Origin of the sequence: Nonomuraea sp. MTCD27 (genome assembly GCF_041950495.1) — a bacterium.
Classification (GTDB): Bacteria; Actinomycetota; Actinomycetes; order Streptosporangiales; family Streptosporangiaceae; genus Nonomuraea.
The window spans coordinates 750,452-777,145 of sequence record NZ_JBGNUW010000004.1 but is presented as its reverse complement, the minus strand read 5'-3'; the positions used below and the strand labels follow the sequence as shown (position 1 = coordinate 777,145).

Here is a 26,694-nt window from a genome sequence, read left to right as displayed (position 1 = left end):
TGTCGTCGAGGCGGCCGTCCCCCTGACCAGCCTCGGCCTCTCGCCGGGGCAGCGGCTCAGGATCGGCTTCATCCGGAACAACTCCGCCACCGCCCGCCTGCCTCAGACGTCCGGAACCCTGCCCGCCATGGACTCGGGGAAGACGTGCTCCCTGGCGAACTCCAGCTCCGCCCGGTTGCCCGACTGCACCACCCGTACGGGCCATCCCCGGTTCGCCGGCGAGCCCGTGCTGGAGAACCGGAAGACGTCGCCCTGACCGGCCCCCGCGTGCGGCAGCAGGTACGCCTGGTTCAGGGACTCCAGGTAGACCCGCGCGTCCGGCGAGGTCGGCCACCACGGCTGCCACCCGGACGGCCCGTCCCGGTCGTGGTCGAAGTAGATCATCTCCTGGGCCAGGTTGAGCGCCTGCCTGGCCTCGACCATCATGAAGAACCGGTCGCCGACGAACCTGGTGAAGACCTTGGTGATCCCCTTGCCGTTGGCGCCGGCCGGGTCGTTGAAGACCGGGGTCTGCGCGGACCACTCGCCGAACGAGCCGTCCGCCAGGAAGCCCCCGTACAGGTCGGTGGGGTGCGCCCCCGCCTGGCCCGGCGCGGTGAGCCCCTGGGCGTCCAGCCAGTTCCTGGCGTCGTCGTAGATCGCCGAGTTGAAGTGGTTGGCGCCGCTGACGTCGTAGCCGAGGTAGCCGCTGCGGGTCACCACCTCGTTCATCCACTTGTGGGTGCCGGACGCGGGCACCCGGAAGTCGATGATGACCACGTTGAAGCCGTCGGCGGCGCCGGCCTGGGCGTTGACGTAGTCCTTCCAGAAGCCGCCGAAGTTGTCGCGGCTCCGGTACGTCGGCGAGCCCGGGTCGGTGTTCCAGTTGTCGGCGTATCCGGGGCTGGTGTCGTAGAAGCCCGGTATGTAGGTGTTGTAGTACCAGGACTCGGTCACGAAGACGTTGATGGCGTGGCGGTAGCGGGCGGCGAACTGGGAGGTGCCCTCGTCGGGGTTGAAGTACCAGTAGCCGCGGTTGGCCGCCACCACCTTCGACGGATCCACCGCCTTGATCTTCTCCACGAGCTCGACCATGCCCTTGGCGGTGAACCCGAAGTTGCCCCGCGGCCCCCAGGACACCGACGGCCCGGCCCCGCCGACCGGGTCGGGGGTGTCGACGGTGTCCAGGAACACGCCGTCGTACTCGCCGTCGTGCACGATCTTGTCCACCTGGTACGTGACGAACCGCTGCCACGCGGGATCGCCGCCGTTGATGTACCCGCCTCCGTACGTGCGGTTGACGTCCACGACGCCGTCGCCGTCCTTCCAGTAGCCGCCGTACGGGTAGCGCGCGTCGGTCACCCAGGTGCCCTGCTGGTCGAGGTACCAGGGCATGACTCCCTTGCCGGCCCAGCGCAGCCGGTTGCCCCAGGAGGAGTGGTCAGCGGCGATGGAGACGCCCTGGTAACCGGCGTAGTCGTCGCCGTAGGTGCCGTCGGGCGTCGCGCCGTGCTCGACGTCCACGTACCCGCCGGAGGCGGTGTAGTTCCACGGGTTGGGGCCGTGCAGCGGCCCCGACGGGCCCTGGTAACCGGCGGGCAGCAGGCCCAGCTCGATGCCCTTGGCGACGGTCATGTGCCCGGACGACCCGGGGATGATCGTGGGGAGCATCTCGCCCACCGAGAGGTAGCCGAGCACGATCACGTCGTCCGCCGTGCCGAGCGCGCCGTCCAGGCCGCGCTTGATCTCCTGGACCTGGGCGCTGGTGACCGACTCGAAGTAGAAGTGGTCGGCGGTCACGTTGAGCACGCGGAGCGTGGGTTCGAGCACGACGAGGTCGTAGCCCTTGAGCTGGTTGGTCTTGGCCTGGTCGAGCTGGCCGTACCAGAAGGCGACGCGGCTGTTGCGGTCGAGCGTGGGGACCTTGCCGTGGAACGGCGTGCGGCCGAGCTCGAACTGCGCCGCCGAGGCGGTCTGCAGCGGGAACAGGATCGCGGCGACGAGGAGGAGTAACAGGGGCAGGAGTCTCATGGGGGCTCCTCAGGGGCTGGATCTTGAGCTTAATAATGGAGTCCATGGAAATTAAGTCAAGACCTCAGTGCGCCGATCAGGCTGATCGGTCCTGATATCAGGGAAACCTGGATAAATATCCATTACGGGTTATAGTCAGGGCAAAATTGCCAACCTCCGGGCAAAGGTGATGGGCATGTCCCTGGGCGATCTCTACGACCCGCTCCGTACGCACCTGAACGATCCCTATCCCTTCTACGAGCGGGCACGGCGCGAGGAGCCGATGTTCTTCTCCCCGGCGATCGGCGCCTGGGTCGTGACGAAGATGGCCGACGTGCGCAAAGTGCTGCGCGACGGGCAGACCTACTCCTCGGCCAACACCCTGCGGCCGTACGCGCCGTTCCCCCCGGCGGTCCTCCAGGAGCTGGCCAAGGGCATACCGCCGCGGGAGAACTTCATCACGATGGACGGCGAGCCGCACCGGCGGCTGCGGGCGCCCGGGGCGGCGGCCCTGTCCCCCGAACGCGTCACCGCGGCCGAGCCGTACATCACCGAACGCGCCGGGCAGCTCATCGACGGTTTCGCCAAGGACGGCCGCGTCGAGTTCATGGCCGGGTACGCCAACCGGCTCCCCGTCGACGTGATCGCCCGGCTGACCGGCTTCGCGGAGGAGGACAGCACCGCGTTCGGGGACGACAGCCGGGCCGGGGCGGCCATGAGCATGGGGCACCAGTTCAGGTCGGACGAGGAGCAGATCGAGTGCGCCCGGGCGTGGGTGCGCTTCCAGCGGCTCATCGAGCGGTACGTGACCGATCGCCGCGCGGCGCCCCGGGACGACCTGATCAGCGACTACATCGCCGCGTACGCCCCGGGCGACGGACCGCTCACCGACGATCAGATGGCCGGACTCGTCGGCCTGGTCCTGGGTGTCGCCCTGCCGGGCCACATCACCACCTCGGCGCTGCTCGGCAACGGCCTGCTCCGGCTGCTGTCGCACCCCGAGCAGTGGCGGCTGCTCCGCGAACGGCCCGACCTCGTGCCGAACGCGGCCGAGGAGATCGCCCGCTTCGACACCCCCACCCACATGTTCCTGCGGGTGGCGACCGCCGACACCAGCCTCGGCGGACGAGACCTCCCGGCCGGCACCGAGGTCGCCCTCTGCCTGGCCTCCGCCAACCGCGACGAGGAGGCCTTCGAGCGGGCCGAGGAGTTCGACATCGCCCGGCCGCTGCGGGCCAACGTGGTCTTCGGCCAGGGCGCCCACTACTGCCCCGGTGCCGGGCTGGCCCGCCGCCAGGTCGAGATCTCGCTGCGCCTGCTCACCGAACGCCTGCCCGATCTGCGCCTCGTACCGGACCAGCGCGTCGAGTACCGCGGCACGCTGGATCACCGTGGCCCCTTCGAGCTCCACCTCCAGTGGTGAGCCCGCGCCCGGTCAGCCGGGCGCGGCGGCCGGACGCGGGCGTGACCGTTCGAAGGCGTCGAGCTTGACCGGGTTGACGATCCACATGACGTGATGGATGCCCTGCGGCGAGGCCTCGACGGTGAGCATCGTGACCCCGCTGCGGCCGCGCGGGACGATCGCGGCGGTGAGCCCGTTCACCTCGACCCACTCCATCTCGGCGCCCGGCCAGAACCTCGGGGCGAACGCGGCCAGGAACCGCGCCACCCGGAGGCTGCCCAGCAGCGGGAAGCGGGCCGCCCCTCTGAGCCCGCCGCCGTCGGAGGAGCTGACGACGTCCGCGGCGAACAGGTCCTCCAGCGCGGCGATGTCCCCCGTCCGGGCGGCGTCGATGAAGGCCCGCAGGAGACGCCGGTGCTCGCTCTTGTCGATGGGCTCGCGCCGTGCGGCGGTCAGCCGCTTGCGGGCGCGGCTGACGAGCTGGCGGACGTTGACCGGGGTGAGCTGGAGGATCTCCGCGATCTGGTCGTAGGGGTAGACGAAGGCTTCGCGCAGGACGTACGCGGCCCGCTCGGTGGGGTTGAGCCTTTCCAGCAGGAGCAGGAAGGCGAGCTCGAGCGCCTCCCCGCGTTCGGCGCCGAGCGCGGGGTCGAGGCTGGTGTCGACCGGCTCGGGGAGCCAGGGCCCGATGTAGGTCTCGCGGCGCGCGCGGGCGGAGGTGGCGACGTTGATGGACAGGCGGGTGGTGATCAACGCCAGGTAGGCCGAGGGATTGTCGACGGCCGCCCGGTCGGTGCCCTGCCACCGCATCCAGACCTCCTGCAGGACGTCCTCGGCCTCCGACGCGCTGCCCAGCATCCGGTAGGCGATGCCGAACAACCGCGGGCGCAACTCGACGAAGGCGGACGCGGCCTCGTCGAGCGCGCTCGCATGGTCCAGGAATTCTGTCTGCATGTCCACCCGTACCTTCGCCGACCCCGTCGTCAGCTAAGACAAGGCAGACTCCCCGCTTTGTGACGGTTTTGGGGAAATTTCTTCGCCGCCGATCTCAGAGGGCGCTCCGGACCGCGTCGAAGAGCCTGGCCGCCCTCGGGTCCGGCACGCCTTCCTGGATGTGGTTCATGACATAGCCGAAGGCGAGGCCGGTGGCCGGGTCGGCGAAGCCGAGCGAGCCGCCGTAGCCGCCGAACCCGAAGGCGGTCGGGCTGTACCAGAACATCCCGGGTGTGGGCAGGCCGAAGCCCGTGCCGATCCGGACCGGCATGCGCAGGACCCGGTCGACGCCGCTGACCTGTTCGGCGGTCGCGGCCGCCAGCGTGCCGGGCGACAGGATGCGGTGCCCGTCGACCTCGCCGATGAGCGCGGCGTAGAAGCGGGCCAGGGCGCGGGCGGTGCAGATGCCGTTGGTCGACGGCAGCTCGGCGTACTGCTCGGCGGGGTCGTCGTGGTTCAGCGGCGGCGTGACGACGCTCATCGCGCGTACGGTCAGCGACGTCGGATCGGCGAAGGCGGCCATCACGTCGCGCGTGGCCTCGGGGAGGGTGTCCAGGTCGGTCCCGGTCAGCGCGTCCAGGTCGACCTTCGGGACGACGAGCCGGCTGACCCGGTGCTGCTCCGCTTCCGGCAACCCGATCCACAGGTCCAGGTCGAGCGGTGCGGCGATCTCCTCGGCGAGGAACGTGCCGATGCTGCGGCCGGTCACCCGGCGGACGACCTCGCCGACGAGCCAGCCGTACGTGAGCGCGTGGTAGCCGTGCTCGGTGCCCGGCTCCCAGCACGGCCGCTGGGCGGCCAGCGCGGTCACCATCGGCTCCCACGCCAGCGCCTCGGCCGGGGTGATCGGCCGGTCGAGCACCGGCAGCCCGGCCTGGTGGGTGAGCAGCCAGCGGACCGGGAGGCGCTCCTTCCCGTTCGCCGCGAACTCGGGCCAGTAGTCGGTGACGGGCGCGTCGAGGTCCAGCTCGCCCCGCTGGGCCAGCAGGTGCGCGCACGCGGCGGTGACGCCCTTGGTGGTGGAGAACACGACCTGGAGGGTGTCGCGCTCCCAGCGGCGGCCGGTGCCCGGGTCGGCGACGCCGCCCCACAGGTCGACGACCTTGCGGCCGTGCAGGTAGACGCCGACCGCGGCGCCCACCTCCTGGCCGCCGGCCAGATTGGCCGCGAACGCCTCCCGCACCCCTTCGAACCCCGGTGCGGTCTCCCCGCCGATTTCGAGCATGCGTCATCGCCTTCCGTTGCAGCTGTGGTGTGCCGCCGGAGGCGCTAGCCGCGCCAGTGCCCGATGAGCCAGGCGCAGACCTCCGGCTCGGTCATCTCGGGAAATTCCTCGGTGAACGTGGCGAGCGCGCGCAGGGCCTCGTCCCGGTCGAGGCCGCGGATGGCGGCCGCCTTGAGGTATTCCTGGCGCGCGGCGGTAGGACGGCCTCCACCGGCGCCGCGGCCCGGCAGGCTGTCGCGCCACCGGACGATTTCCGGCAGCCGCTCGGGCCGCCAGCCGGGAGCCCCGTCGATCTCGACGTCGGGCTCGGGAAACGGGTGAGTCGAATCACCCGGGTGGCGGGAGCGCCACTTGTGCACCGCGTGCCGGCTCACCCCCAGCGCTTCGGCAATGCCGAGCACGCCGAGGTAGGACACGGTCATGGCGCACCAACTTGTCTGTCTGGCCTCCTCAGGGATCTCATTACTACCACGCCGCCGGCAGACGATACGTGGCAACGTCGTCTCGACTAGAGACGACGTTAGTGGTCCCATCAAAGGTCGTCAACAACGTGGACAAAGATTCAGCGGGCACCCGTCAGAGCAGGCGCCGCTGCACGACGTCGGCCATGACCGTGGCGACGACCCGGTCGACGGCCCCGGTCTCCGGCGGGGCGCCCTCCCGACCGGCGAAGAGCAGGTGGGCGGCGCCGATCAGCGTGAGGGCGAGCGTATCGACGTCGGCGTCGGCGGCGATGCGGCCCATCGCACGCTCCTCGGTGAGATAGGAGGCGATCATGGCCGCCCCCTCCGTCAGGATGGGAATGCCGGCCGGCGTGGTCTGGCGGAGCCGGGCGCGCAGCTCGTCCCGGAAGATCAGCAGGCCGACGATCGCCACGCCGACCGACTCGAACAGGTCGATCAGCGCGCCGGTGAGGTTGGCCGTGACGGTGCCGGTGCCGGCCGCCCCGCGCAGGGCGATCGTCCGGGCGTCGATCCGGCCGATGCGATCGCGTACGAGCTCGGCCAGGAAGGCGTCGAAGTCGGCGAAGTGCCGGTGCAGGACCCCCTTGGCGCAGCCCGCCTCCGTGGTGACGGCCCGGCTGGTCAGGGCGTTCGGCCCGTCGCGGAGCAGGACCCGCTCGGCGGCCTCGAACAGCTGCCGGCGCGCGTCGCGCATGGCCACCCCTGTCGGCATACGCGCCTTCCTTCTCCTGCCGTGCCCGTTGACGAGTGGGCGCACGCCCACTAAGGTGGGCACACGCCCACCCTAACCGAGAACGGTCCTGGGTATGTCCGGCGTGCGCGCCCAGGTGGCCGGCAGCCGGACCGCGGCCTCGGTGGTGCCGCCCTCGACCGGCACGAGCACGGCCAGCCGCTGCCGGGAGTCGCCGGTCGGGATGAAGTGCTCATAGGCGAACGTCACGGTGCCCAGGGCGGGATGCCGGAAGCTCTTCACCCCGTGCGTACGCACGCTGACGTCGCGGGCGCTCCACAAGCCGCGGAACGCCTCGCTGCCGTCGTGCAGCTCGCCGATCAGCTCGGCCAGCTCGGTGTCCCTCGGGTACAGCCCGCGCGTGACCCGCAGCTGCCCCGCGGTCAGGGCGGCCATCTCCTCCCACTCGACGTAGAAGTCCTGGCCGGCAGGATCGAGGAACAGCCGCCTGGCCAGGTTCGGCCGCTGCCGTGTGCCCTCCAGGGAGAACAGGCGGGCGGCCACGGCGTTGGCCGCGAGGACGCCGAACCGGTCGTCGATCACCATGGCGGGCGTGTGGATCAGGTGCAGCATCCGCACCAGGTCCGGCCGGACGTCCTCGGCCCGTGAGCCGGGCGCCGGGAGGGGGCGCTCCCGTACCGCGAGAGCCAGCGAGCGCAGGTGCTCGCGTTCCACGTCGTCGAGGCGGAGCGCGGCGGCGATGGCGTCGAGCACCTCGGGCGACGGATGCGCGGCCCGCCCCTGCTCCAGCCGCTGGTAGTACTCCACGCTGATCCCGGCGAGCTGGGCGACCTCCTCCCGGCGCAACCCCGCCACCCGGCGTCGCGCCCCGCCGCCGGGTCCGGCGTTCTCGGGGGCGACCCGCCCCCTACGGGAGCGGAGGAATCCGGCCAGCTCGTGTCGATCTGCCACGAGGCCCAGTATGTCGGGTTTCATCGACTATGGGCAGCGCTGACCACCACCTTCCACCGGGCCGGCAAGCCCTATGAGGCACACGTGTACGAGGGCACGCCGCACGCGTTCCTCGACCGCCTGGCACCGCGTCCCCGCCTGCACCGGCAGCCGACGGCGTGAACGGAGAGGCGACGTCGGCGACCAGCCGCGTGCGGGGGGTGGTCAACCCTTGATCTGCCTGACGATGCTCTCGTCGGTGATCTCGGTGTCCCTGGCGAGGAGCAGGGCCTTGCTGAGGATGAGCGCCAGCCGGTCGTCCTCCTCGAAGGGCAGGAACAGCCGCTCGTCGCGGTCGCGTGCGGACACGATGCACAGGTAGACGTCGCCCGGCTCCATGAGGATGTTGCCGCTGCCCAGATGGATCTTGTAAGTGCGCAAGTCACCACGCACGACCAGGAACCGATCGCCCAGGACGCAGCGGTCGGCGACGGACGTGCGCGGCAGGATGCGGGCCAGCGCGTCGCGGCGCACCTCGCCCGAGGGCTGCAGCGGGCCGAAGGAGGTCTCACGCCAATAGTCGAGATGGCGGTCGTGCCCGCGATCGGCCCACTCCGGATCGGCCGCGATCGAGGTCACCGCCACGAACAGGTCCACGTCGCGCATCGCCTCGCTGAACACCAGCGGGGGCACCTCCGCCAGCGGCGCCTCCTGCCAGCCCTCGGCGCCGCGCCGGTGGAAGCGCACCTGGTCGGTGGTGGCGTATTCGCCCGGTTCGTCGTACAGGTAGTCGTGGTAGAACGACACCCGCCACCGGCCCTCGGCCAGCACCCGCCTGGCCTCCCCCGCGTCGCCGCCGTCCCACGGGCCGAGCATCCGCGTCTCCCAGGCGCGTGCCTTGAACATCGCGTACAGGCGGCGGTAGTCGACGACGTGGGCGGCGAACCGGTTGGAATAGGCGGCCGTCTCCTCCTCCGCCGGGGTCAGCGGGTAGACCTCGCGGAACGCCTGCTTGAACGGCTGCCTGAGCCGCCTCTCGGTCACCGCCTCCCGCCAGCGGCCCACCTCCGCCACCGTCGCGCGCGCCGGATGCCACAGCCGCACCCGGTCGCCGGTCACCTCCAGCGCTTCCGGGCCGCCCAGCACGGCCCGCCACTGGCCGGGCGCCACCTCGACCTCCCAGATCAGCCGCGCCGCCATCGAGCCGGCGATCGGATGCTCGGCCACCTGCCCCCGCCACATCGCGTACGGCAGCGCGCTCTCCCCCGCGAACCCCGCCTCCAACGCCCTGGCCAGCGTCGTCAGCTGCCGCCGCATCTGCTTGACCAGCTCGCGCAGTCGCTTGACCTCCTCGGGATGCTCCTTGCGCACCGCCGCGGGCACGCCCTTGAGCTGCCGGTCGCCCTGCCACCAGGTCAGCGCGAACTCGCCGCCCTCGCCGGGCGCCACCACCGCCCGGTGCTCTCCCAGCGGCACCTCCAGCCGCCCGCCCGGCCCGAACCCCAGGTCCGGCATGCGGAAGGCCACCTCGACGCGGTCGGCCAGCCCCGGCTCGGCCCGCTTGATCATGCGGTCGAGCTGCTTGACCACCCCGGCGTGCCGGGTGGCCGCGCGGGCCGCGCGCAGCGCCGTGAGCGCCTCCGGGGTCGGGAACCGCTCGACCGCGCGGCCGATCTCGAACAGCAGCGCCTGCGACGGCAGCGTCTTGGCCGCCGTCGGCGCGACCGCGACCCGGCTCAGCAGGCTGCCGATCAGCTCGGGCAGCCATGGCTCGTCGCGGAACAGCGCCAGCCGTGCGGCCCGGCCGAGCGCCGGCACCTCCGCCGCGGTGAACGCCTTGTCGGCGCGGTAGGGCAGCTCGCCGGCGTGGATCGCGGCCAGCCTGGCCTCGGCGGCCTCCAGCGCGGCGCGGGCGAAGCTCACGTAGGCGGGCAACTCCGTCAGCCGCTCCCAGGCATCGGGGAGCTCGGGCGGCGACCCGTAGGAGCGGGGCCCGATCTCCGCGACCAGCGCCCGGCCGGCCGGATCGAGGCCCAGCACCAGGTCGCGCTCGGCCACCGCCAGCGAGGCGGGCTGCTCGTCCGTCATCACCGTCACCTCTTCCATCCCGGCCACCCCGGCCACGGCCAGCAGCGCGTACGGCGTCTCGAGCCGCTCGTTCGCGACCATGAATTCGGTCAGGACGCGCGCGAGACCGGCCAGCTCTCCGGTCTCCTCCCCGCCCGGCGTCCGCAGCAGCGCCCCCGCCGCCAGGCACATGTCGGCCCACTTGCGTTTCTCCAGGCGGTCGACCAGGGCTTCGTAGAGCGCGCGGCGCGACTCCCGGGTGAACTCCGGCTGCCGCTGCCTGACCTCGTCCTCCACGGCGCACCGCATCGAGAAGGCCGGGCTCCCGGTGCCCGGTGTGCGGTAGGCGAGGGGCAGCAGGTGGCCCAGGTCGGTGGCGGTCAGCCGGGAGGGCTGCGGCCACGGGTCGGGATGGCCGAGATCGGGCTCCGTCAGATAGCGGTGCACCCGCCGGGCCTCGGGGGAAAGCGCGTGTGTCACGTCCACGGGTCAGCAGCCTGCCGCATGCCACCGACAAATCCCAGGGGCGCGCGACCCTTGCGCCCCCCGGATCGTTCTTCTAAGTTAGGGCCCGTAACTAAGGGAAGGCTAACCAATGAAAACCGGCGGACGCACGGCCAGTTTCACGCTCCAGGACGTGATCGAGGCGGGCGTGCGGATCGGCCTGACCGACCTGTCCATGCAGGGCGTGGCCGACGCGCTCGGCGTCACGGCCGCCGCCGTCTACCGCCACGTACGGAGCCGCGCGGCGCTGGAGAGCCTGATCGGCGAGGCGATCCTCGAGGACCTGCACCTGGTCGACGACCCGGCGGAACCGGCCGCTCGCCACCTGGTCGGCTTCGCCGTGCAGCTGCGCGGCTTCACGCTCGCCCACCCGGGCACGGCCCGCTATCTCCAGCGGCTGTTCCCGCGCGGGCCGTCCGGCATCCGGCTCCTCGAGCACGAGATCACCGCCCTGGGCAGGCGCGGCTACGACCCGGCCGCGGCCACCGCGCTCACCTCCGCCGTCGCCACCCTCACGATCGGCGCCACCGTGGCCGAGCAGGAGCGCGCGGCGGCCCACCTCGAGACCGAGGCCACCGACGCGGCACTGGCCGCGATGGCGGGCTCGGCGCTCATCCGGCAGGCGCAGGCGGGCATCCCGGCACACACCCCGGAGGACTACTTCGTGTTCATGCTCACCGCGACCGCCGAGGGGCTGGTCGCCCAGCTGCCGCCCGGCAAGCCGATCACGATCCCGAGGATGTCGTCCTGAACGCCAGAGGGTACGGCGGCGCGATCGCCAAGGCGTTCGGGGCCCAGGATCACACGATCACCGTGGCGGCCGTCCGGGACGTCACCCCGCACTTCCGCCGCATCACGTTCGACGCGCCGACGTTGTTCGACGAGCATCCGATCGAGCCGGCCGCCTGGGTACGCCTCTGGGCGCCCGACCCGGACCGCCCGGGCCGCGAGCACCAGCGGGGCTACACGCTCGTCGACCCCGATCCGGACCTGCGGCAGGTCACCCTGGAGTTCCTGCTGCACGAACCGGCGGGCCCGGCCTCGGCGTGGGCGCGCGGGGCCGGCGTCGGTGACACCGTCTCCGTGACGAGATGGGCCTCCACCCACTTCGCCGCGCCCGACCCGGCCCCCGAGGGTTACCTGCTGATCGGCGACGCGGCCTCGCTGCCGGGGATCAACGCGATCCTCGCCGCCGTACCGGACACGACACCGGTCGAGCTGCTGCTGGAGCAGTTCCACGAGGAGGACCGGGAGATCCCGATCACCCCGCACCCGGCGTGCGCCGTCACGTGGTTACCGTCCGGCGGCGACCCGGCCACGCTCGCCCGCGCGATCGGCGAGCGGGACTGGTCGAACTGGTACGCCTGGGTCACCGGCGAGACGGCGACCACCAAGCAGGTCCGGGCCCGGCTGAAGGAGCTCGGCTTCCCCAAGCCGGACGTGCACGGCCGGGCGTACTGGACCAGGGGCAAGGCCATGGGCGTCGACCGCGAGCGCCCCGCCGAACCGGAACGCGCCGTGCTCGGCACGCGACCGGACGAGCAGGCTCGCCCTGAGGAGCGGGGTCGGCCTGAGGAGCGGGGGCCCTCGCGGAAGCCGGGCTCGGGCCGGTGGCGGTCGCGGGCGGGGGCGCGGCTGCTGGCCCCGCTGCGGACCCGCCTCCTGGCGGCCGGCCTCCTCCAGGCCGTGATCTCCCTGCTCCAGCTCGCCCCCTACGTCCTGCTGGCCGAGCTGTGCCGCAGGCTGCCGGCCGGCGAGGGCGGCCTGTCGGAGCTGGGCGTCCTCGCCCTGATCCTGATGGGCGCGGGGACGACCCTGGCGGGCCTGCTGGTCGTGGCGATGCACGTGCTGGACGCCCGGTTCGGCCACCAGGTACGCACGCAGGTGGTGAACAAGCTGTCCCGCCTCCCCCTGGGCTGGTTCAGCGCCCGCAGCTCCGGCCGGATCAAACAGGCCGTCCAGGACGACGCGGCCGACCTGCACTACCTGGTGACCCACGCGGTGCTCGACGTCGTGGCCGCCCTGGTGACGCCGCTGGCCGTGCTGGCCTACCTGTTCTCCGTCTCGGGCTGGCTGGCGGCGACCCTGCTGGTCCCGCTGCTGGTCTTCTTCGTCCTGACCGCCCGCATGGTCCAGAGCTCGACCGCGCAGCTGGCCCGGTTCACGGAGTGGGAGGCGCGGGTCGGCTCGGAGGCCATCGCCTATCTCGACGGCCTGGCCGTGGTGCGGGCCTACGACTCCGGCCCGGCGGGCGGGTTCCGCGCCACCCTCGCCGAGCGGGCCCGCTTCCTGGACGCCTGGCAGCGACCGCTGTCGAGCCGCAAGACGCTGGTCGAGCTGGTGACCCGCCCACTCACCTCGCTGGTGCTGATCATCGTGGCGGGCGGGCTGATGCTGGCGGGCGGCCTGCTGACGGCGGTGGACCTGCTGCCGTTCCTGCTGCTCGGGGTGACCTTCGGCAGCCAGTTGCTGGCGGCGGCGTACGGGATGGGCTCGGTCCGGGAGGCGCAGGCGGCCGCCCAGCGGATCGGCCTGCTGCTGGACGCGCCCGAGCTGACCGAGCCGGACCGGCCCCGCTCCCTGGCGGGCGATCGCCACACGGTCCGGTTCGAGAACGTCGGGTTCGGTTACGACGGGCGGCCGTCCGTACTGGAGGGCATCGACCTGGAGCTGGCGCCCGGCACGGTGACGGCGCTGGTCGGCCCGAGCGGCGCGGGCAAGTCCACCCTCGCCGCGCTGCTGGCGCGCTTCCACGACCCGGCCGAGGGCCGGATCACGCTCGACGGCGTCGACCTCGCCGACCTTCCCCTGGCCGAGCTCTACCGCAAGGTCGGCTTCGTCTTCCAGGACGTCTCCCTGGTCCAGGGCAGCGTGTACGACAACATCGCGCTGGCCCGGCCCGGGGCGAGCCGCGAGGAGGTGGAGCGGGCGGCCAGGGCGGCCGGGATCCACGACCGGATCACGCGGCTGCCCGAGGGCTACGACACGCACGCCCGGCTGTCCGGCGGCGAGGCGCAGCGCGTCACCATCGCCCGGGCGCTGCTGGCCGACCCCAGCGTGCTGGTGCTGGACGAGGCGACCGCCTTCGCCGACCCGGAGTCGGAACACCAGGTGCAGCGGGCACTCAGCCACCTGGTGGCCGGCCGTACCGTCCTGGTCATCGCGCACCGCCTGCACACGATCGCCGGCGCCGACGCCATCGTGGTGCTCGACGGCGGGCGCGTGGTGCAGCGGGGCACGCATCCCGAGCTCCTCGCCGTGCCGGGGCTCTACCGCGAGCTGTGGCTGGCCGCCCAGCCGAGTGAGGTTTCCACGTGATCCTGGACCTGATCGACGACCGCCGTACGGTCACCCGCTACGCGGCCCTGCTCGCGGCGAGCGCCGTGATCCGGGCCGGGGCCATGCTGAGCCTGGTTCCGCTGCTGTCCGCGCTCTTCTCCGGCGGCGCCGCGCTGCCCTGGATCGCCACGCTGGCGGTGCTGGTGGCCGCGGGCTGGGTGCTGGACCACCGCGTGGCGGACGCCGGGTTCACCATCGGGTTCCAGCTGCTGGGCGGCCTGGAGCAACGGCTGGTGGACCGGCTGCGGCGGACGCCGCTGGGCTGGTTCACCGCCGAGCGGAAGGGGGAGGGCCGGCGGGCGCTGACGTCGTCCGGCCGCGAGCTGTGCCAGGCGATCGCCTGGCTGGTCACCCCGGCCGCCAACGCGCTGCTCACCCCGGCGCTGATCGGGCTCGGCCTGCTGCTGGTCGCCCCGGCCCTGGGGCTGGTCGCGCTGGCGGCGGTGCCGCTCCTGCTGGGCACGCTCTGGGCGAGCATGCGGCTGGTCCGGGCCGCGGACGACTCCTACGCCGCGGCCTCGGCGGAGGCGGGGCAGCGCATCGTCGAGCTGGCCCTGGCCCAGCGCGCGCTGCGGGCGGCCGGCCGGGCCGGCACGGAGGGGACGGCCATCGGCCGCGCCCTGGCCAGGCAGCGCACGGCGGCGCTGCGGCTCGTCGGGTACGGCGTGCCGGGGCAGCTCATGTTCGGCCTGGCCACGCAGGCGGTCCTGCTCGGCCTGGCCGCCACCGCCGTGCTGTCGGAGCTGACCGCGCCCGAGGTGGTCGGCCTGGTCATCGTCGCGGTCCGGTTCATCGAGCCGTTCACGACCCTGGCCGAGCTCTCCCCGGCGCTGCAGAACCTGCGCGGCACGCTCGCCCGGGTGCGGGCCCTGCTCGGCGCGCCCGTGCTCGACGGCTCGGTGCTCGCCCCCGATCCGGGCGCGCCCGCGCTGGAGCTGCGCGACGTACGGTTCGGCTACGAGCCGGGGCCCGCCACGATCGACGGCGTCTCCTTCACCGTGGAACGCGGGACCACCACGGCCGTCGTCGGCCCGTCCGGCGCGGGCAAGAGCACCCTGCTGGCGCTCATCGCCCGCTTCCACGAGGTGGATGCCGGCGCCATCCGGGTCGGCGGCCACGACGTGCGCGACTACGACCCGGGGGCGCTGATGGCCCAGCTCGGCATCGTCTTCCAGGACGTCTACCTGTTCGAGGCGAGCCTCCTGGACAACGTCCGGCTGGGGCACGCGCGAGCGAGCGACGAGCAGGTCCGGGCGGCGGCCTCGGCGGCCCGGCTCGACGAGCTGGTCGAGCGCCTGCCCGACGGCTGGGAGACCCGGGTCGGCGAGCGGGGGGCCACCCTGTCCGGCGGTGAGCGCCAGCGGGTCAGCATCGCCCGCGCCCTGCTCAAGGACGCGCCCGTCCTGCTGCTGGACGAGGCCACCGCCGCGCTGGACACGGGCAACGAGCGGGCCGTCGTGGGCGCTCTGGAGGCCGGCGGGAAGGAGCGGGCGACGCTGATCATCGCGCACCGGCTGAGCACCATCGCGCGCGCCGACCGGATCGTCTTCCTGGAGGGCGGGCGCGTGGTGGAGTCGGGGACGATGGCCGAGCTGCTGGCCCAGGAGGGCAGGTTCGCGGCCTACTGGCGGCAGCGCGAGCAGGCGGCTGGCTGGACGCTCACCGAGGTCCCCGTCGCCGAGTAGGAGGGCCCGCCGGACTCGATCCGGCCGATCGGGCATACCCGCCATAGCGTCCGAAGCAAGGTTAGCCTAACCTAAGCTCCATGACCGAGGAGATCTCCCTCCGCGGCACGGAGCTCTGCCTCAGTTACCACGGCACCACCGTGGTCGAGGACGGCCGCATCGCCCTGCGGCCGGGCCACGTGACCGCCCTCGTGGGCCCGAACGGCAGCGGCAAGTCCACGCTGCTGCGCGCTCTGGCCAGGCTGCACCGCCCCGACAGCGGCGCCGTGACCCTGGGCGACGGCGCCGGCGCGCTGGACCTGTCGGCGCGCGACTTCGCCCGGCGGGTGACGCTGCTGGCGCAGAGCCGGCCCACGCCCGGCGGCGTGCAGGTGCGCGACGTCGTCGAGTACGGCCGCCACCCCTACAGGCGGCGGTGGAAGGCCGCGGACCCCGCGGGCGCCGCGGCCGTCGCCAGGGCGATGGAGCTCACCGGCGTGACCGCGATGGCCGACCGGCCCGTGGACGAGCTGTCCGGCGGCGAGCTGCAGCGCGTCTGGCTGGCCACCTGCCTGGCCCAGGACACCGGCGTCCTGCTGCTGGACGAGCCCACCACGTTCCTCGACCTGCGTTACCAGGTGGAGCTGCTGGAGCTCGTCCGCGACCTGGCCGACGACCACGGCGTCGCGATCGGCGTCGTCCTGCACGACCTCAACCAGGCCGCCGAGATCGCCGACCACGTCGTCCTGCTGCACCGGGGCCGGGTCCGCGCCGACGGCCCGCCCGCGCAGGTCCTCACCGAGAGCCTGCTCACCGAGACCTACGGCCTGCGGATCGAGGTCAGCCAGGACCCCCGGACGGGCACCGTCATCACCCGCCCCGTAGGCCGCCACACCAGAAGCATTTCCACCAGTTCGACCGTCCCAGCAACAACATGACAGGAACCAGCATGCGCAGTGCCCTGACGGCCATCGCCGCAATCGTCGCCCTCGCCGCCTGCGGCACGACCGAGGCACCCGTACCCGAGCAGGCCCCGTCCAGCGGCACGGCGTCGGCCGCGCCCGCGGCGGTGACCGTGACCGACGGCCGCGGCAAGGAGATCAAACTCGACGCCCCGGCCACCCGGGTGGTCAGCCTGGAGTGGGGTGAGACCGAGATGCTGGTCAGCCTCGGCGTCATGCCCGTGGGCGCGGCCGACGTGAAGGGGTACGCCACCTGGGTCACCGCCGCCGGGCTCGACTCCTCGGTCAAGGACGTCGGCACCCGGCAGGAGCCGAGTGTCGACTCCATCAGCGCGCTCCAGCCCGACCTGGTCGTCATGGAGTCCGACGACGAGGAGCTGGCCGCCCAGCTCGAGAAGTTCGTGCCGGTGCTCGTGGCCAAGGGCAGCGACGCCACCGACAACCTCAAGCGCATGCGCGACGACCTCACCATGATCGCCACGGCGGTCGGCAAGACGGACGCCGCCGCCAAGCTGATGTCCGACTTCGACGCGGCGATGACCGCCGGCAAGGAGAAGATCGCCGCCGCGGGTGCCGCGGGCAAGCCGTTCGTCATGGCCGACGGGTGGAAGCAGGGCAGCACGATCTCCGTCCGCACGTTCGGCGAGGGCTCGCTGGTCTCCGAGGTCGCCACCCGGCTCGGCCTGAAGAACGCCTGGACGGGCAAGGTCGACGACCAGTGGGGCCTGGGCACCACCGACGTCGAGGGCCTGTCCGTGCTCAAGGACCCCGACATCCGCTTCTTCTACAACGCCTCGGACGGGGTCGACGTGTTCGCCGACGGGCTGGCGGGCAACGCGATCTGGAAGTCGCTGCCGTTCGTGAAGAACCAGCAGGTCACCAAGATTCCGAACGGAATCTGGACCTTCGGTGGCCCGCTGTCCTGCCGGCAGTTCGCCGACGTGATGGTGAAGGCGTTCACGGGTTGAGCACGGACGTCCTGGCCCCGGCACCGCCCGGGACGCCGCTGCGGCGGCTGGGTACCGCCGGGGTCTTCCTTCTCGCGCTGGCCGCCACCCTCCTGGTGGCCGCCGTGCACGTGACGCAGGGGACGTCGTCGGTCGGCGCGCTGGACCTGCTGGCGCTGCCGTTCGGCGGCAGCGACGAGGCCGCCCGCGTGCTGCTGGCCTCCCGGCTGCCCCGCCTGCTGGCCGGCGTCTGCGTCGGCGTCGCGCTCGGCGTGGCGGGCGCGCTGCTGCAGGCCATCGCCCGCAACGCGATGGCCTCGCCGGACACGCTGGCCGTCAGCTCGGGCGCCTACCTGGCGGTCGCCGCCGCGGCCGCGTTCGGGCTGACGCTGCCGGTGCCGGTGTCGGGCGCGCTCGCCCTGGTGGGCGGGCTGGCCGCGGCCGCGCTGGTGATGGCGCTGTCGGCGGGCGGGCGTACCGGGACGACCCGGCTGATCCTGGCCGGCTCGGCCACCGCCCTGGCGCTCAGCTCCCTGACGAACCTGCTCATGATCCTCTTCGAGCAGGAGACCACCGGGCTGTTCGCCTGGGGCAGCGGCTCGCTCGTGCAGAGCGACCTGGACGCCGTCACCCAGCTCGGCCCGTTGATCGCGCTCGCGCTGGCCGCCGCGATGGCGGCCGGGCCCCGGCTGGACATCCTCGGCCTGGGCGACGACACCGCCACCGTGCTCGGGGTGAACGTGCGGCGGCTGCGCCTGTGGCTCACCCTGCTGTCCGTGCTGCTGGCCGCCGCCGCGGTGACGATCGCGGGGCCGATCGGGTTCGTCGGGCTGTGCGCGCCGGTGATCGTCCGGCTGCTGCCCAGGTCCGTCCCCGGCCTGCACCGGAGCCGCACGATGGTGCCCCTGTCGGGCATCGCGGGCGTGCTGGTCGTGCTGGGCTCCGACATCGCGCTGCGCGCCGCGCTCGGCGCGCAGGCGGGGGTGGAGGTGCCGCCCGGCGTGGTGACCACGGTGCTCGGCGCGGCGGTGATGATGTGGCTGGCCCGCCGCTATCGCGACGCCGGGCCGACGCGCCGGCCACCGGCCGTGCGTACGGGCGCGACCCGATCGCGTACGGCCTTCCTGTCCGTGGTCGCCGTCTGCGCCGCCCTGCTCGCCGGCGCGCTGCTCCTGGGCCTGCTCGGCGGGGACCGGTGGCTGCTGACCGGCGACGTGGTCAACTGGCTCCAGGGGCGCAGCGGGCGGGCCCTGACCTTCGTGCTCGACCAGCGCTGGCCGCGCGTGCTCGCCGCCGTACTGGCCGGGGCGGCGCTGGCGGTGGCCGGGTCGGCCGTGCAGGCCGTGTGCCGCAACCCGCTCGCCGAGCCGGGCGTGCTGGGCGTCACCGCCGGTGCGGGCGTGGGCGCGGTCCTGCTGCTCACGCTGGTGCCGCTGGCCGGCATCTGGCCGATGTCCGTGGCGGCCGGCCTGGGCGCGCTGATCGCGTTCGCCGTGGTGTACGGGCTGTCCTGGCGCGGCGGGCTGGACTCCGACCGCCTCGTCCTCATCGGGGTCGCGGTGCAGGCCGCCTGCACCGCCATCACCGTCCTGATCATCGTGCTGTCCGACCCCTGGAACACCGCCAAGGCCCTGACCTGGCTGTCCGGCTCCACGTACGGCCGCGTGCCGGCCCAGCTCGTCCCCGTCGCCCTGGCGCTCCTGCTCACCGTCCCGCTGCTGGCCTGGCTGCGCCGGGACCTCGACCTGCTGTCGCTGGACGAGGACACCCCGCGCATCCTGGGCGTCCCCCTGGAGCCGGTCCGGCTCGGCGCCCTCGCCTGCGCCGTGCTGCTCACCTCGACGGCGGTGTCGGCGGTCGGCGTGATCGGGTTCGTCGGCCTGGTGGCCCCGCACGTGGCCCGCGCGCTGGTCGGGACCCACCACGTCAGGGTCCTGCCGGTGGCCGCACTGCTCGGCGCGCTCCTGGTGAGCCTGGCCGACACCCTCGGGCGCACGGTGATCGCCCCCGCGCAGGTGCCGGCGGGGCTGGTGACGGCGCTGCTCGGCACGCCGTACTTCGTCTACCTGCTGTGGCGCGCCCGCGCCCGGAGCGAGGCGAGCTGAACCCGGCGACTGCCGGCCCGGCGAAAAGGGGAATCATCTCGCTTCTTCGCGCCTCCGCAACGCCTGACCGAAAACGAGACGCACTTCCGTGCACTCCCCTCGCGAGAACCTGGCCGAAACGATGACCACGAAGGCACGAGAGCGCCGCGCGCACCGGATCCCGGTGCGTTTGACGAACTTCCGCGTGGACAGCCGAACCAGGTCGCCGAACAGATAGTCCGCGGTCGCCGCTGTGCCATATGTGGTGAACCCTGCGCACAGGATGGACCGGTAACGCCGGCCACTCTGCCCATAGTGGTACGTGACGATGATCAAGCCGTGGTCGGTGGCCGGATATCCGTCGGCGATGTGCGGATCGAAGTCCTTGACCTCGAACCTTCTTCCGTCGTGGTCGGCGATCTCCAGGGTGTCGGCCACGTCGTCGAAGGAGAAGCGCTGTAGATCGTGCACCAGCAGGAAGTCGTCCAGCATGGCCACGGCCGCCTCGTTCTTGGCCGGTCCTCCGAGGATCACGAGGTCCCGGTCGAGCCGGTTACGGATGAACCCGCTGAGATGGATGTTCACGTTCTTGCGAGGGTAGAGCGAGGCCAGCGCACGTACGCAGCTCGCCACCGCACGCACCTGTCCATATCCCGTCAGCGGGCGACTGGCGGGCACCCCGTGTACGGCCTCGGTCACCGACGAGGTCGTCAGGACCAGATCGATGGGCGCGGTACGGGAGAACTGCAGGAGCCTGCGCCCCCGCTGGAAGCGCTCCAGCCAATACCAGACCGCCGCGGCGACAGGTAAGACGCCGAGCACGGAAAGGATCAGGCTGGCAGTGGTCATCGCCCCTCACGCATGCCGTCCTGCGGCCGGAGGTTGACCGCGGTCATGACTTCCGCGAGCAGTTCCGGTGTCCGGGCCACCACGAGGTCGAACTCGATGGGGACGATGTCCGCCGGGCCGGTCTCGCACGGAACGGCGTACACCGAACAGCCGGCCTCCGATGCGACCAAGGCCGCGGCCGCGAAGTCCCAATACATCAACCCGTACTCGAAGAAGGCCGCCCAGGACCCTGTCGCCACCCGGCAGATGTCCACGGAGGCAGCGCCCTGCTGCCGAGTGACCCAGCCCGTGGCGAAAAGGTTGTGCAGGGCGTCGGACATGCGGCGGGCCACCGCCTGCCCGTCTTTGGGAACTCCGAATGCGGCAATCCGTTGAACGGCGGGCGGACTCTCGCCGACGATGGCGCGTTTGTCCAACAAATCGCCGTTCTGGTATGCACCCTCACCGGCCACGGCCTTGAAAAGCTGCGTCAAACGAGGCAGGTAGACCATGCCGATCAACGACTGCAGGGTCGCCGCGTTCACCAACGACACGCAGATCGCGAAATCCCCGGCCCCGGCGATGACATTGATGGTCCCGTCGATCGGATCGACGATCCAGCACAGACCCGAACGCCCCAGAACCCTGCCCGGATCCTCTTCGGACATTATCGGCACATCCAGGATCGCCGGCAGCGCTTCGGCCAGGTAGGCGTCTATGCTCTTGTCCATATTGGTCTGTGGATTGTCGGTCGCCCGCGTCACCCGCACATCGGCCACCCGGCCGGTGGGCGCCTCGGCCAGCACCTCTTCCAGTTCCTTCGCGATCCGCAGCAAGTTCATCGTTGCTCTATCTCCGTCGTTTCCCTGCAAGAACCTGTCGTGTATCCGCGGCACTCGATTGACCTACCTGATCGTGAATCCACCGGTACGTGAATCGAATGCCGTCCAGGAGAGAGACCGAAGGCTGCCAGCCCAGCCGCCGCGCTGCACGGGAGATGTCGGGGACTCGGGCGTGTACGCCAGTGGGTTGCGCTTCGTCGTACCGAAAGGGCGCCTCCAGGCCGGCCACTGCCGAGACGAGCTTCGCCAGCTCCGCCACGGTCACGAGTTCGCTGCTCGCCAAGTTCGTCGGTTCGGCATCGCCCGACTCGGCCGCCGCGGCCAGCCCACGTACACAGTCGTCGATATAGAGGAAGCTCCTGAGCTGCGCACCCGTGCCCCACACCACAACGTGGTCCGACCTTCCCAGGGCCACTTCGGCGACCTTACGGCAGATGGCGGCCGGAGCCTTCTCCCTGCCTCCGCGCCAGGAGCCGTGCGGTCCGTAGACGTTGAACAGCCGGACCATCCTGACTCCGAGATCGCTGGATCGGGCCGCATAGCGACATAATCGCTCGGAGAACAGCTTCTCCCAGCCATACCCTCCTTCCGGGTCAATCGGATGCGCCAGCTCCTCGCTCAGCGGCGACGGGGTGAGGCCCTGCAGTATCGCGGGATAGACGCAGGCGGAGGAGGCGTAGACGAAAGACCGCACCTCGCCTTCGATGGCAGCCCGCAACAAGTTGACCGTCATCACCACGGATGAGGCGCAATCCCAGTCGTTTCTGCTGATGTAGGCGATGCCACCCATGTCGGCAGCGAGATGATAAATCACATCGACGTCACGAGCGAGGTCCCTGCACACGGCCGGATCTCTGAGATCCGCCACGACATTGCGAATGTCGAACCGTTGCCACCAATTCGCCAGCGGCTTGATGTCGGCCCCTGTTACGGAGTAACTGGAATCCAGTAGCCTCCTGACCATATGTCCACCAATGAAGCCTCCAGCCCCTGTGACCAAGGCTTTTCCGCTCAAGGTGGGCCCCGTCCTCGTCGTCTGCCACGCGACCGTACCGCCAGCATACGCCGCACAGTGAAGCCGTCCAATTTTCGCGATCAATTGGACGGGATACCGCTTTTCGGAGGGTCCGCATAATCATCGGCAATCCGAATTAAAGGACCGATCGGGGCGGGCTTTGGGGTGGCGGATGGCATGGTCCAGCCGTCGGACGAGCGCGTCAGCTCGAGGGCTACCGCGCTCACCTCCGCGAAGAGCTCGTCGCTGGCTCACCGGCCGATCTACCTGTCCGGCCGACGAACACGGGCGAACTCCAGCGGGGCCGCGACGAGGATCTGCTCCTGCTCCTCTTCGCCGGGTGGCAGCCTGGCAATCGGCGCAAGATTGTCAGAGTGTCAAAGGGCGTACCGCTTGACGTCGGCCAGGCGGTCGGGCCGGTTGGTCATGATGCCGTCCACCCCGTACGAGATCAGGCGCCCCATGACGGCCGGGCGGTCCGCCGTCCAGGTGTAGACCCGCATGCCCCGGTCGTGCACCTTCTTGACGTATCGCGTGGTCAGGCCGTCGTGCGGGAGGGTGATCCCGTCGGCGTAGCGGGCCAGCTCGGCCAGCCGGGCGGCGGGCGGCTTGCCGAGCAGCGCGATCGGGACGTCGGGCACCATGTCGTTCAGCACCCGCATCGACGGCCAGCCGAACGCCTGCACGGTCAGCCGGTCGGCGCTCCACGACTCGCGGTTCTCCTGCAGCTCGGCGGCCACCCGCCGGTCGATGTCCGGGCTGCGCGGGGCGTGCTTGATCTCCAGGAGCAGCCTGGCCCCGGTGCCGCGGACCTTCTGGAGGGCCTCCAAAAGGGTGGGCACCCGCTCGCCCCGGTAGCGCTGCGAGAACCACGAGCCGGCGTCCAGCCGCTGGATCTCCGCGAGCGTGAAGTCGGAGACCCGCCACGGCGACCGGCGGGGGAAGACCTTCTCGACGTCGGTCGTACGGGCCAGCGTCTCGTCGTGCATGAGCACGAGCCGGTGGTCCTTGGTCTGCTGGACGTCGAACTCGCACACATCGGCCCCCCGCTTCCGGGCCACTTCGCAGGCCGCGATAGTGTTCTCTGGCGCGAGCGCGGAGCCGCCCCGGTGTGCGATGTTGTCGACCTGCGGCGGCGCGGCCCAGGCGGGCCGCGCCATGACGGCCAGGGTCGCGATGACGGCGATGCCGAGCGAGCGGTACATGTTCCTCCTCAGGCGGGGCCCGACCCGACAAAGACCTCTTATGTCGGAGTTATGGAGAAAAGTGCCCACAAGGGATAGCAACGACCGTTATCGTCCGGCGTGTCGGTCCTTTTGCGACGAACATTTTGGCAGCCGGAAAGAGCCGTTTGGCGTAGCCGTCAGCGGACCTCCACCTCGATGATCCGGGTGTAGTCGTTGGCCCCGTTCGAGGCCAGGGCGACGATGCGGACCGCGTCGGCGCCGACGGGGGCGAAGTCGGAGCGCGCGTTGCCCGCGGTGTTGCCGCGTACCTGCGCGACCGTCTGCCACTGGCCGCCCACCTGCGCCTGCACGTCCCAGTCCCGCAGCCCGAAGGTCGCGGCCGGATAGCGTTCGGTGTCCAGCGTGTACAGGTCCACCCGGGAGACCTGCCGGGTCCCGCCCAGCGCGATCGCCACGGTGTCCGGCCAGGCCCGGCCGGTGGCGTCGTTCCAGCCGTTGCCGCCGGCCCAGCCGTTGGACGAGCGGTCGCCGTCGGCGATGCTGCAGGGCGGGTAGTTGGCGTTGACGTGCTGGGAGGAGGCGGTGACCGGGCGGCGGAGCGCGAAGTTGCCGCCGTTGTCGAGCCGGTCCACGGGCACGACCTCGACCGGCACCGACAACGTCCGGGCCGGGGTGCGCAGGCGCAGGCCGTACTCTCCTTCCGTGGCCCCGGGCGGGACGGCGACCAGCAGCTTCGCGCCGAGCTCGTAGCCGGGCGGCAGGTAGCTGGTCAGCATGGAGCGGGAGGCGGTCAGCGGCGGGTCGATCTCCACGTTCATGGTGGCGTACTGGGGCTTCTTCGCGTCGCTGCGCATGCCGATCTCGATCTTGGCGGGGCAGGCGGGGTCCACGCCGAGCGGGGCGATCAAACGGTCGGCCCCGGCGATCGGGGTCACGTCCCCTGGCCTGGCGGCGCCGGTGGTGGCGATGACCAGGGCGGCCATGGCGAGCGCGGCGGTGAGGTGGCGCATGGTCGTTCCTTCCTAGAGCGCTTGCAGGCCGGGGACGCCGTCGAGGGTGACCAGGCTCGCCCTGGTGGAGACCGGGGCGCCGGGCCGGTCCACGTACGGGACGACCTTGAAGTCGGCCCGCCACTGACTCCTGGTGACCTCGCACGAGACGTAGCCGCGCTGATAGCTGGAGAACCGGAGATGCGGGTTGACCGGGTCGCTGCCGCCCGGCGGCAGGCCCGTGTTCGCGTTGCCGTTGCCGCCGCTGCTGACGGACGTGCCGACGAACTCCACGCCGATCGCGGGCGAGGCCGGGTCGTCGAAGTTCGTCCGCAGCTCGCCGGCCAGGTTGTAGTGGAGGTCGCCGGTGAGCACCACGGGATTGCTCACCTGGCGCTCGACCATGCCGTTGAGCACGCGGTCCTTGGCCGCCTTGTAGCCGTCCCAGAGGTCCATGCTGAGCCGCTGCGCCGGGCCCGGGTCGTAGTCGAGCTGGATCATGGCGATCTGCTGGGCCAGGACGTTCCACCTGGCGCGGGAGGCGTCCAGGCCGTCGAGCAGCCACTTCTCCTGCTCGGCGCCGAGCATCTGCCTGGCCGGGTCGAGCCGCTCGGCGCAGTCCACCTGCTGGCCGTCGCCGCAGACCTGGTCGTCGCGGTACTGCCGGGTGTCGAGCACGTTGAACTCGGCGAGGTCGCCGAAGGCGAACCTGCGGTAGATCCGGGCGTCCGGTCCCTGCACCTCCGGCACCCGGACCGGCATGTTCTCCCAGAAGGCGCGGAAGGCGTTGGCCCGGATGACCAGGTAGTCCTGCTCGGTCACCTCGCCGCCGGGGCCGTTCGGGCCCGCCCAGTTGTCGAGCACCTCGTGGTCGTCCCAGGTGACGATCCACGGCGCGCGGTGGTGCGCGGCCTGGAGGTCGGGGTCGCTCTTGTAGAGGCCGTACTGGACGCGGAAGCGGTCGAGGGTGTCGCACTGCACCCGGAACTGCTCGGGCACCGGCGTGTTCCGCAGGCCGCCGGTGGGCACGATGCCGTACTCGTAGATGTAGTCCCCGAGGTGGAAGACCACGTCGGGCTCCTCCTCGGCGAGGTGGCGGTAGGCGCTGTAGTAGCCGTCCTGCCACAGCGCGCACGAGGCGAAGGCCAGGCGCAGCGCCTCGGGGCTGCTCCCGGGCGCGGGCGCCGTCTTGGTGCGGCCGACGGGGCTGGTCTCGCCGCCGGCGCGGAAGCGGTAGAAGTATTCGCGGCCCGGCCGCAGGCCCTTGGCGTCCACGTGGACGGAGTGGCCGTACTCGGGGGTGGCCCAGGTGGAGCCGTGGCGGGCGCGCCGGGTGAACGCCTCGTCCTCCGCGATCTCCCAGTCGACCCTGATCCTCGCGTACGGCAGCCCGCCGAGCGGCTCCAGCGGGTCGGCCGCCAGCCGCGTCCAGAGGATCACCCGGTCGGGCAGCGGATCACCGGAGGCGACGCCCAACCGGAAGGGATAGCCGGCCCGGAAGGGGTCGTCGCCCTTCACGCCGGCCCGTGCCGTCCACGGGTCGGCCAGGTCGGTGGTGAAGGCCAGGGCGAGCGCGGCGCTGCCGAGGCCGAGGAACGATCGGCGCGAGGGAGGGCGCATGTTGCTTCCTAAGCTGGGGGGCGAAAGCCCTCACTTTGTAGCAAGCAGGCAACCTCTTAACAAGATGCAAGTTACAAATCACGCCGATTAGCGTTACAACTGGGCGACCCGAACGTCCGGGTGGTGGTCGCGCAGCCGCTGGAGGAGCTCGCCCGGAGCGTTGGCGTCGACCACGACGACGTCGAAGTCGTCGAGCGGCGCGACCCGGTGCAGCGCCACCCGGGCCAGCTTGGAGCCGTCCACGGCCAGGATGCGCCGGGCGCCGGCGCGCAGCATCGCCCGCTTCACCAGCACGATCTCCTGCTCCTGGTGGAAGGCGTACTTCTCGGAGATGGCCGAGGTGGAAACCACGACCACGTCCGTGCTGACCGCCTCGACCGCGTCCACGCAGCCGAGCCCGAGGAAGGAGTCGTGGGTGGCGTGATATTCGCCGCCCAGCGCGATGAGCCGGACGTCGGGGCTGCCGGCCAGCAGCCTGATCGCCTCCAGGAAGTTCGTCACCACCGTCAGCGGACCCACCTCGGCCAGGTGGCGGGCCACGGCCAGCGCGGTCGTGGAGTCGTCGAGCATGACCGAGCTGCCCGGCTCGATCAGCTCCGTGACCAGGCGCGCGATGGCGTCCTTCTCGGCCGTGTGCGCCTTGAGCCGGTAGGCGATGTTGCTCTCCCACACGTTGCTGGCCTGGGCGGTGGCGCCGCCGCGGACCTTGCGCACCATGCCCTGGCGCTCCAGCTCGTCGAGATCACGGTGGACGGTCATCACGCTGACCCCGAAGCTCTCGGCGAGCTCCGTGACGGAGGCGGAGCCCTGCCGCACGATGTGCTCGGCCATGCCATGCCAGCGCGCTGACCTGCTGGAGGTTTGCTGCCGGGAATTCACTCTGGGTCTCCACCCTCTCGGACGGCTGCGCATCCTACCCTTGACACCCGTCTCGGGCGACTCATACCCTCCC

General features: G+C 71.7%; 21 protein-coding genes. 7 read left to right on the top strand and 14 right to left on the bottom strand.

Features of this window, described 5'->3' with window-relative positions; all coding sequences use genetic code 11:
- Window positions 1–102: 102 nt before the first annotated feature.
- A complete protein-coding gene (locus tag ACBJ59_RS15790) occupies window positions 103–2,010 on the bottom strand; it encodes a hypothetical protein (protein ID WP_375110925.1) in 1,908 nt (635 codons plus the stop codon).
- A gap of 175 nt (window positions 2,011–2,185) precedes the next feature.
- On the opposite strand from ACBJ59_RS15790, the gene ACBJ59_RS15785 reads away from it, so the two are divergent.
- Window positions 2,186–3,412, top strand: a complete 1,227-nt coding sequence (locus ACBJ59_RS15785; RefSeq protein ID WP_375110924.1) for a cytochrome P450 — start codon at window positions 2,186–2,188, stop codon at window positions 3,410–3,412.
- A gap of 12 nt (window positions 3,413–3,424) precedes the next feature.
- Here ACBJ59_RS15785 and ACBJ59_RS15780 read toward each other — a convergent pair whose 3' ends face one another.
- The 6 genes from ACBJ59_RS15780 to ACBJ59_RS15755 all read right to left on the bottom strand — a co-directional run bounded on the left by ACBJ59_RS15780 (window position 3,425) and on the right by ACBJ59_RS15755 (window position 10,247).
- Window positions 3,425–4,345 carry an RNA polymerase sigma-70 factor gene (locus ACBJ59_RS15780; RefSeq protein WP_375110923.1) on the bottom strand — a complete coding sequence of 307 codons (921 nt, stop codon included), beginning with the start codon at window positions 4,343–4,345 and terminating at the stop codon, window positions 3,425–3,427.
- Between the two features lie 94 nt (window positions 4,346–4,439).
- A complete protein-coding gene (locus ACBJ59_RS15775; protein ID WP_375110922.1) occupies window positions 4,440–5,609 on the bottom strand; it encodes a serine hydrolase domain-containing protein in 1,170 nt (389 codons plus the stop codon).
- Window positions 5,610–5,653: 44 nt separating this feature from the next.
- Window positions 5,654–6,031, bottom strand: coding sequence for a hypothetical protein (locus tag ACBJ59_RS15770; RefSeq protein WP_364122915.1), 378 nt, complete (start codon window positions 6,029–6,031; stop codon window positions 5,654–5,656).
- Window positions 6,032–6,185: 154 nt separating this feature from the next.
- Window positions 6,186–6,785 (bottom strand): TetR/AcrR family transcriptional regulator, encoded by a 600-nt coding sequence (locus ACBJ59_RS15765; RefSeq protein WP_375110921.1) that lies wholly within the window; start codon window positions 6,783–6,785, stop codon window positions 6,186–6,188.
- A 72-nt stretch (window positions 6,786–6,857) separates the two neighbouring features.
- Window positions 6,858–7,715, bottom strand: a complete 858-nt coding sequence (locus ACBJ59_RS15760) for a helix-turn-helix transcriptional regulator (protein ID WP_375110920.1) — start codon at window positions 7,713–7,715, stop codon at window positions 6,858–6,860.
- Between the two features lie 204 nt (window positions 7,716–7,919).
- Window positions 7,920–10,247 (bottom strand): DUF4132 domain-containing protein, encoded by a 2,328-nt coding sequence (locus tag ACBJ59_RS15755; RefSeq protein ID WP_375110919.1) that lies wholly within the window; start codon window positions 10,245–10,247, stop codon window positions 7,920–7,922.
- A gap of 109 nt (window positions 10,248–10,356) precedes the next feature.
- Between ACBJ59_RS15755 and ACBJ59_RS15750 the strand changes: the two genes are divergently transcribed.
- The 6 genes from ACBJ59_RS15750 to ACBJ59_RS15725 all read left to right on the top strand — a co-directional run bounded on the left by ACBJ59_RS15750 (window position 10,357) and on the right by ACBJ59_RS15725 (window position 19,282).
- Window positions 10,357–11,016 carry a TetR/AcrR family transcriptional regulator C-terminal domain-containing protein gene (locus ACBJ59_RS15750; protein WP_375110918.1) on the top strand — a complete coding sequence of 220 codons (660 nt, stop codon included), beginning with the start codon at window positions 10,357–10,359 and terminating at the stop codon, window positions 11,014–11,016.
- 62 nt (window positions 11,017–11,078) lie between these two features.
- Complete coding sequence (locus ACBJ59_RS15745) at window positions 11,079–13,583, top strand: ABC transporter ATP-binding protein/permease (protein WP_375110917.1); 2,505 nt, start codon at window positions 11,079–11,081, stop codon at window positions 13,581–13,583.
- Window positions 13,580–15,289: an ABC transporter ATP-binding protein gene (locus tag ACBJ59_RS15740; RefSeq protein ID WP_375110916.1), complete on the top strand. Its 1,710-nt coding sequence runs from the start codon at window positions 13,580–13,582 to the stop codon at window positions 15,287–15,289. The genes ACBJ59_RS15745 and ACBJ59_RS15740 overlap by 4 nt, the downstream gene beginning before the upstream one ends.
- An 80-nt stretch (window positions 15,290–15,369) precedes the next feature.
- A complete protein-coding gene (locus ACBJ59_RS15735) occupies window positions 15,370–16,206 on the top strand; it encodes an ABC transporter ATP-binding protein (protein WP_375110915.1) in 837 nt (278 codons plus the stop codon).
- Between the two features lie 11 nt (window positions 16,207–16,217).
- Window positions 16,218–17,198 carry an ABC transporter substrate-binding protein gene (locus ACBJ59_RS15730; protein ID WP_375110914.1) on the top strand — a complete coding sequence of 327 codons (981 nt, stop codon included), beginning with the start codon at window positions 16,218–16,220 and terminating at the stop codon, window positions 17,196–17,198.
- Entirely contained in the window at window positions 17,195–19,282 is a 2,088-nt protein-coding gene (locus ACBJ59_RS15725) for an iron ABC transporter permease (protein ID WP_375110913.1), read from the top strand. The genes ACBJ59_RS15730 and ACBJ59_RS15725 overlap by 4 nt, the downstream gene beginning before the upstream one ends.
- 33 nt (window positions 19,283–19,315) lie before the next feature.
- Here the strand turns inward: ACBJ59_RS15725 and ACBJ59_RS15720 are convergent, their stop codons facing one another.
- The 7 genes from ACBJ59_RS15720 to ACBJ59_RS15690 all read right to left on the bottom strand — a co-directional run bounded on the left by ACBJ59_RS15720 (window position 19,316) and on the right by ACBJ59_RS15690 (window position 26,573).
- Window positions 19,316–20,110, bottom strand: coding sequence for a hypothetical protein (locus ACBJ59_RS15720; protein WP_375110911.1), 795 nt, complete (start codon window positions 20,108–20,110; stop codon window positions 19,316–19,318).
- Entirely contained in the window at window positions 20,107–20,931 is an 825-nt protein-coding gene (locus ACBJ59_RS15715) for an inositol monophosphatase family protein (protein ID WP_375110910.1), read from the bottom strand. The genes ACBJ59_RS15720 and ACBJ59_RS15715 overlap by 4 nt, the downstream gene beginning before the upstream one ends.
- A gap of 7 nt (window positions 20,932–20,938) precedes the next feature.
- Window positions 20,939–21,931 (bottom strand): NAD-dependent epimerase/dehydratase family protein, encoded by a 993-nt coding sequence (locus ACBJ59_RS15710; RefSeq protein ID WP_375110946.1) that lies wholly within the window; start codon window positions 21,929–21,931, stop codon window positions 20,939–20,941.
- Window positions 21,932–22,323: 392 nt separating this feature from the next.
- Entirely contained in the window at window positions 22,324–23,151 is an 828-nt protein-coding gene (locus ACBJ59_RS15705) for a glycerophosphodiester phosphodiesterase (protein WP_375110909.1), read from the bottom strand.
- Window positions 23,152–23,309: 158 nt separating this feature from the next.
- The gene (locus ACBJ59_RS15700) at window positions 23,310–24,143 is read right to left on the bottom strand and encodes a discoidin domain-containing protein (RefSeq protein WP_375110908.1); all 834 of its coding nucleotides are present in this window, start codon (window positions 24,141–24,143) and stop codon (window positions 23,310–23,312) included.
- A gap of 12 nt (window positions 24,144–24,155) precedes the next feature.
- Window positions 24,156–25,742 carry an alkaline phosphatase D family protein gene (locus tag ACBJ59_RS15695; RefSeq protein WP_375110907.1) on the bottom strand — a complete coding sequence of 529 codons (1,587 nt, stop codon included), beginning with the start codon at window positions 25,740–25,742 and terminating at the stop codon, window positions 24,156–24,158.
- A 93-nt stretch (window positions 25,743–25,835) separates the two neighbouring features.
- Entirely contained in the window at window positions 25,836–26,573 is a 738-nt protein-coding gene (locus ACBJ59_RS15690; RefSeq protein WP_375110905.1) for a DeoR/GlpR family DNA-binding transcription regulator, read from the bottom strand.
- Window positions 26,574–26,694 lie beyond the last annotated feature (121 nt).

Excerpts from the sequence above, each read along its gene's own strand:
- ACBJ59_RS15770 (WP_364122915.1), bottom strand. The coding sequence starts at position 6,031 with ATGACCGTGTCCTACCTCGGCGTGCTCGGCATTGCCGAAGCGCTGGGG.
- ACBJ59_RS15785 (WP_375110924.1), top strand. The coding sequence starts at position 2,186 with ATGTCCCTGGGCGATCTCTACGACCCGCTCCGTACGCACCTGAACGAT.
- ACBJ59_RS15750 (WP_375110918.1), top strand. The coding sequence starts at position 10,357 with ATGAAAACCGGCGGACGCACGGCCAGTTTCACGCTCCAGGACGTGATC.
- ACBJ59_RS15780 (WP_375110923.1), bottom strand. The coding sequence starts at position 4,345 with ATGCAGACAGAATTCCTGGACCATGCGAGCGCGCTCGACGAGGCCGCG.
- ACBJ59_RS15730 (WP_375110914.1), top strand. The coding sequence starts at position 16,218 with ATGCGCAGTGCCCTGACGGCCATCGCCGCAATCGTCGCCCTCGCCGCC.
- ACBJ59_RS15720 (WP_375110911.1), bottom strand. The coding sequence starts at position 20,110 with ATGACCACTGCCAGCCTGATCCTTTCCGTGCTCGGCGTCTTACCTGTC.
- ACBJ59_RS15775 (WP_375110922.1), bottom strand. The coding sequence starts at position 5,609 with ATGCTCGAAATCGGCGGGGAGACCGCACCGGGGTTCGAAGGGGTGCGG.
- ACBJ59_RS15690 (WP_375110905.1), bottom strand. The coding sequence starts at position 26,573 with ATGGCCGAGCACATCGTGCGGCAGGGCTCCGCCTCCGTCACGGAGCTC.
- ACBJ59_RS15705 (WP_375110909.1), bottom strand. The coding sequence starts at position 23,151 with ATGTACCGCTCGCTCGGCATCGCCGTCATCGCGACCCTGGCCGTCATG.
- ACBJ59_RS15790 (WP_375110925.1), bottom strand. The coding sequence starts at position 2,010 with ATGAGACTCCTGCCCCTGTTACTCCTCCTCGTCGCCGCGATCCTGTTC.
- ACBJ59_RS15735 (WP_375110915.1), top strand. The coding sequence starts at position 15,370 with ATGACCGAGGAGATCTCCCTCCGCGGCACGGAGCTCTGCCTCAGTTAC.
- ACBJ59_RS15700 (WP_375110908.1), bottom strand. The coding sequence starts at position 24,143 with ATGCGCCACCTCACCGCCGCGCTCGCCATGGCCGCCCTGGTCATCGCC.
- ACBJ59_RS15695 (WP_375110907.1), bottom strand. The coding sequence starts at position 25,742 with ATGCGCCCTCCCTCGCGCCGATCGTTCCTCGGCCTCGGCAGCGCCGCG.
- ACBJ59_RS15715 (WP_375110910.1), bottom strand. The coding sequence starts at position 20,931 with ATGAACTTGCTGCGGATCGCGAAGGAACTGGAAGAGGTGCTGGCCGAG.
- ACBJ59_RS15765 (WP_375110921.1), bottom strand. The coding sequence starts at position 6,785 with ATGCCGACAGGGGTGGCCATGCGCGACGCGCGCCGGCAGCTGTTCGAG.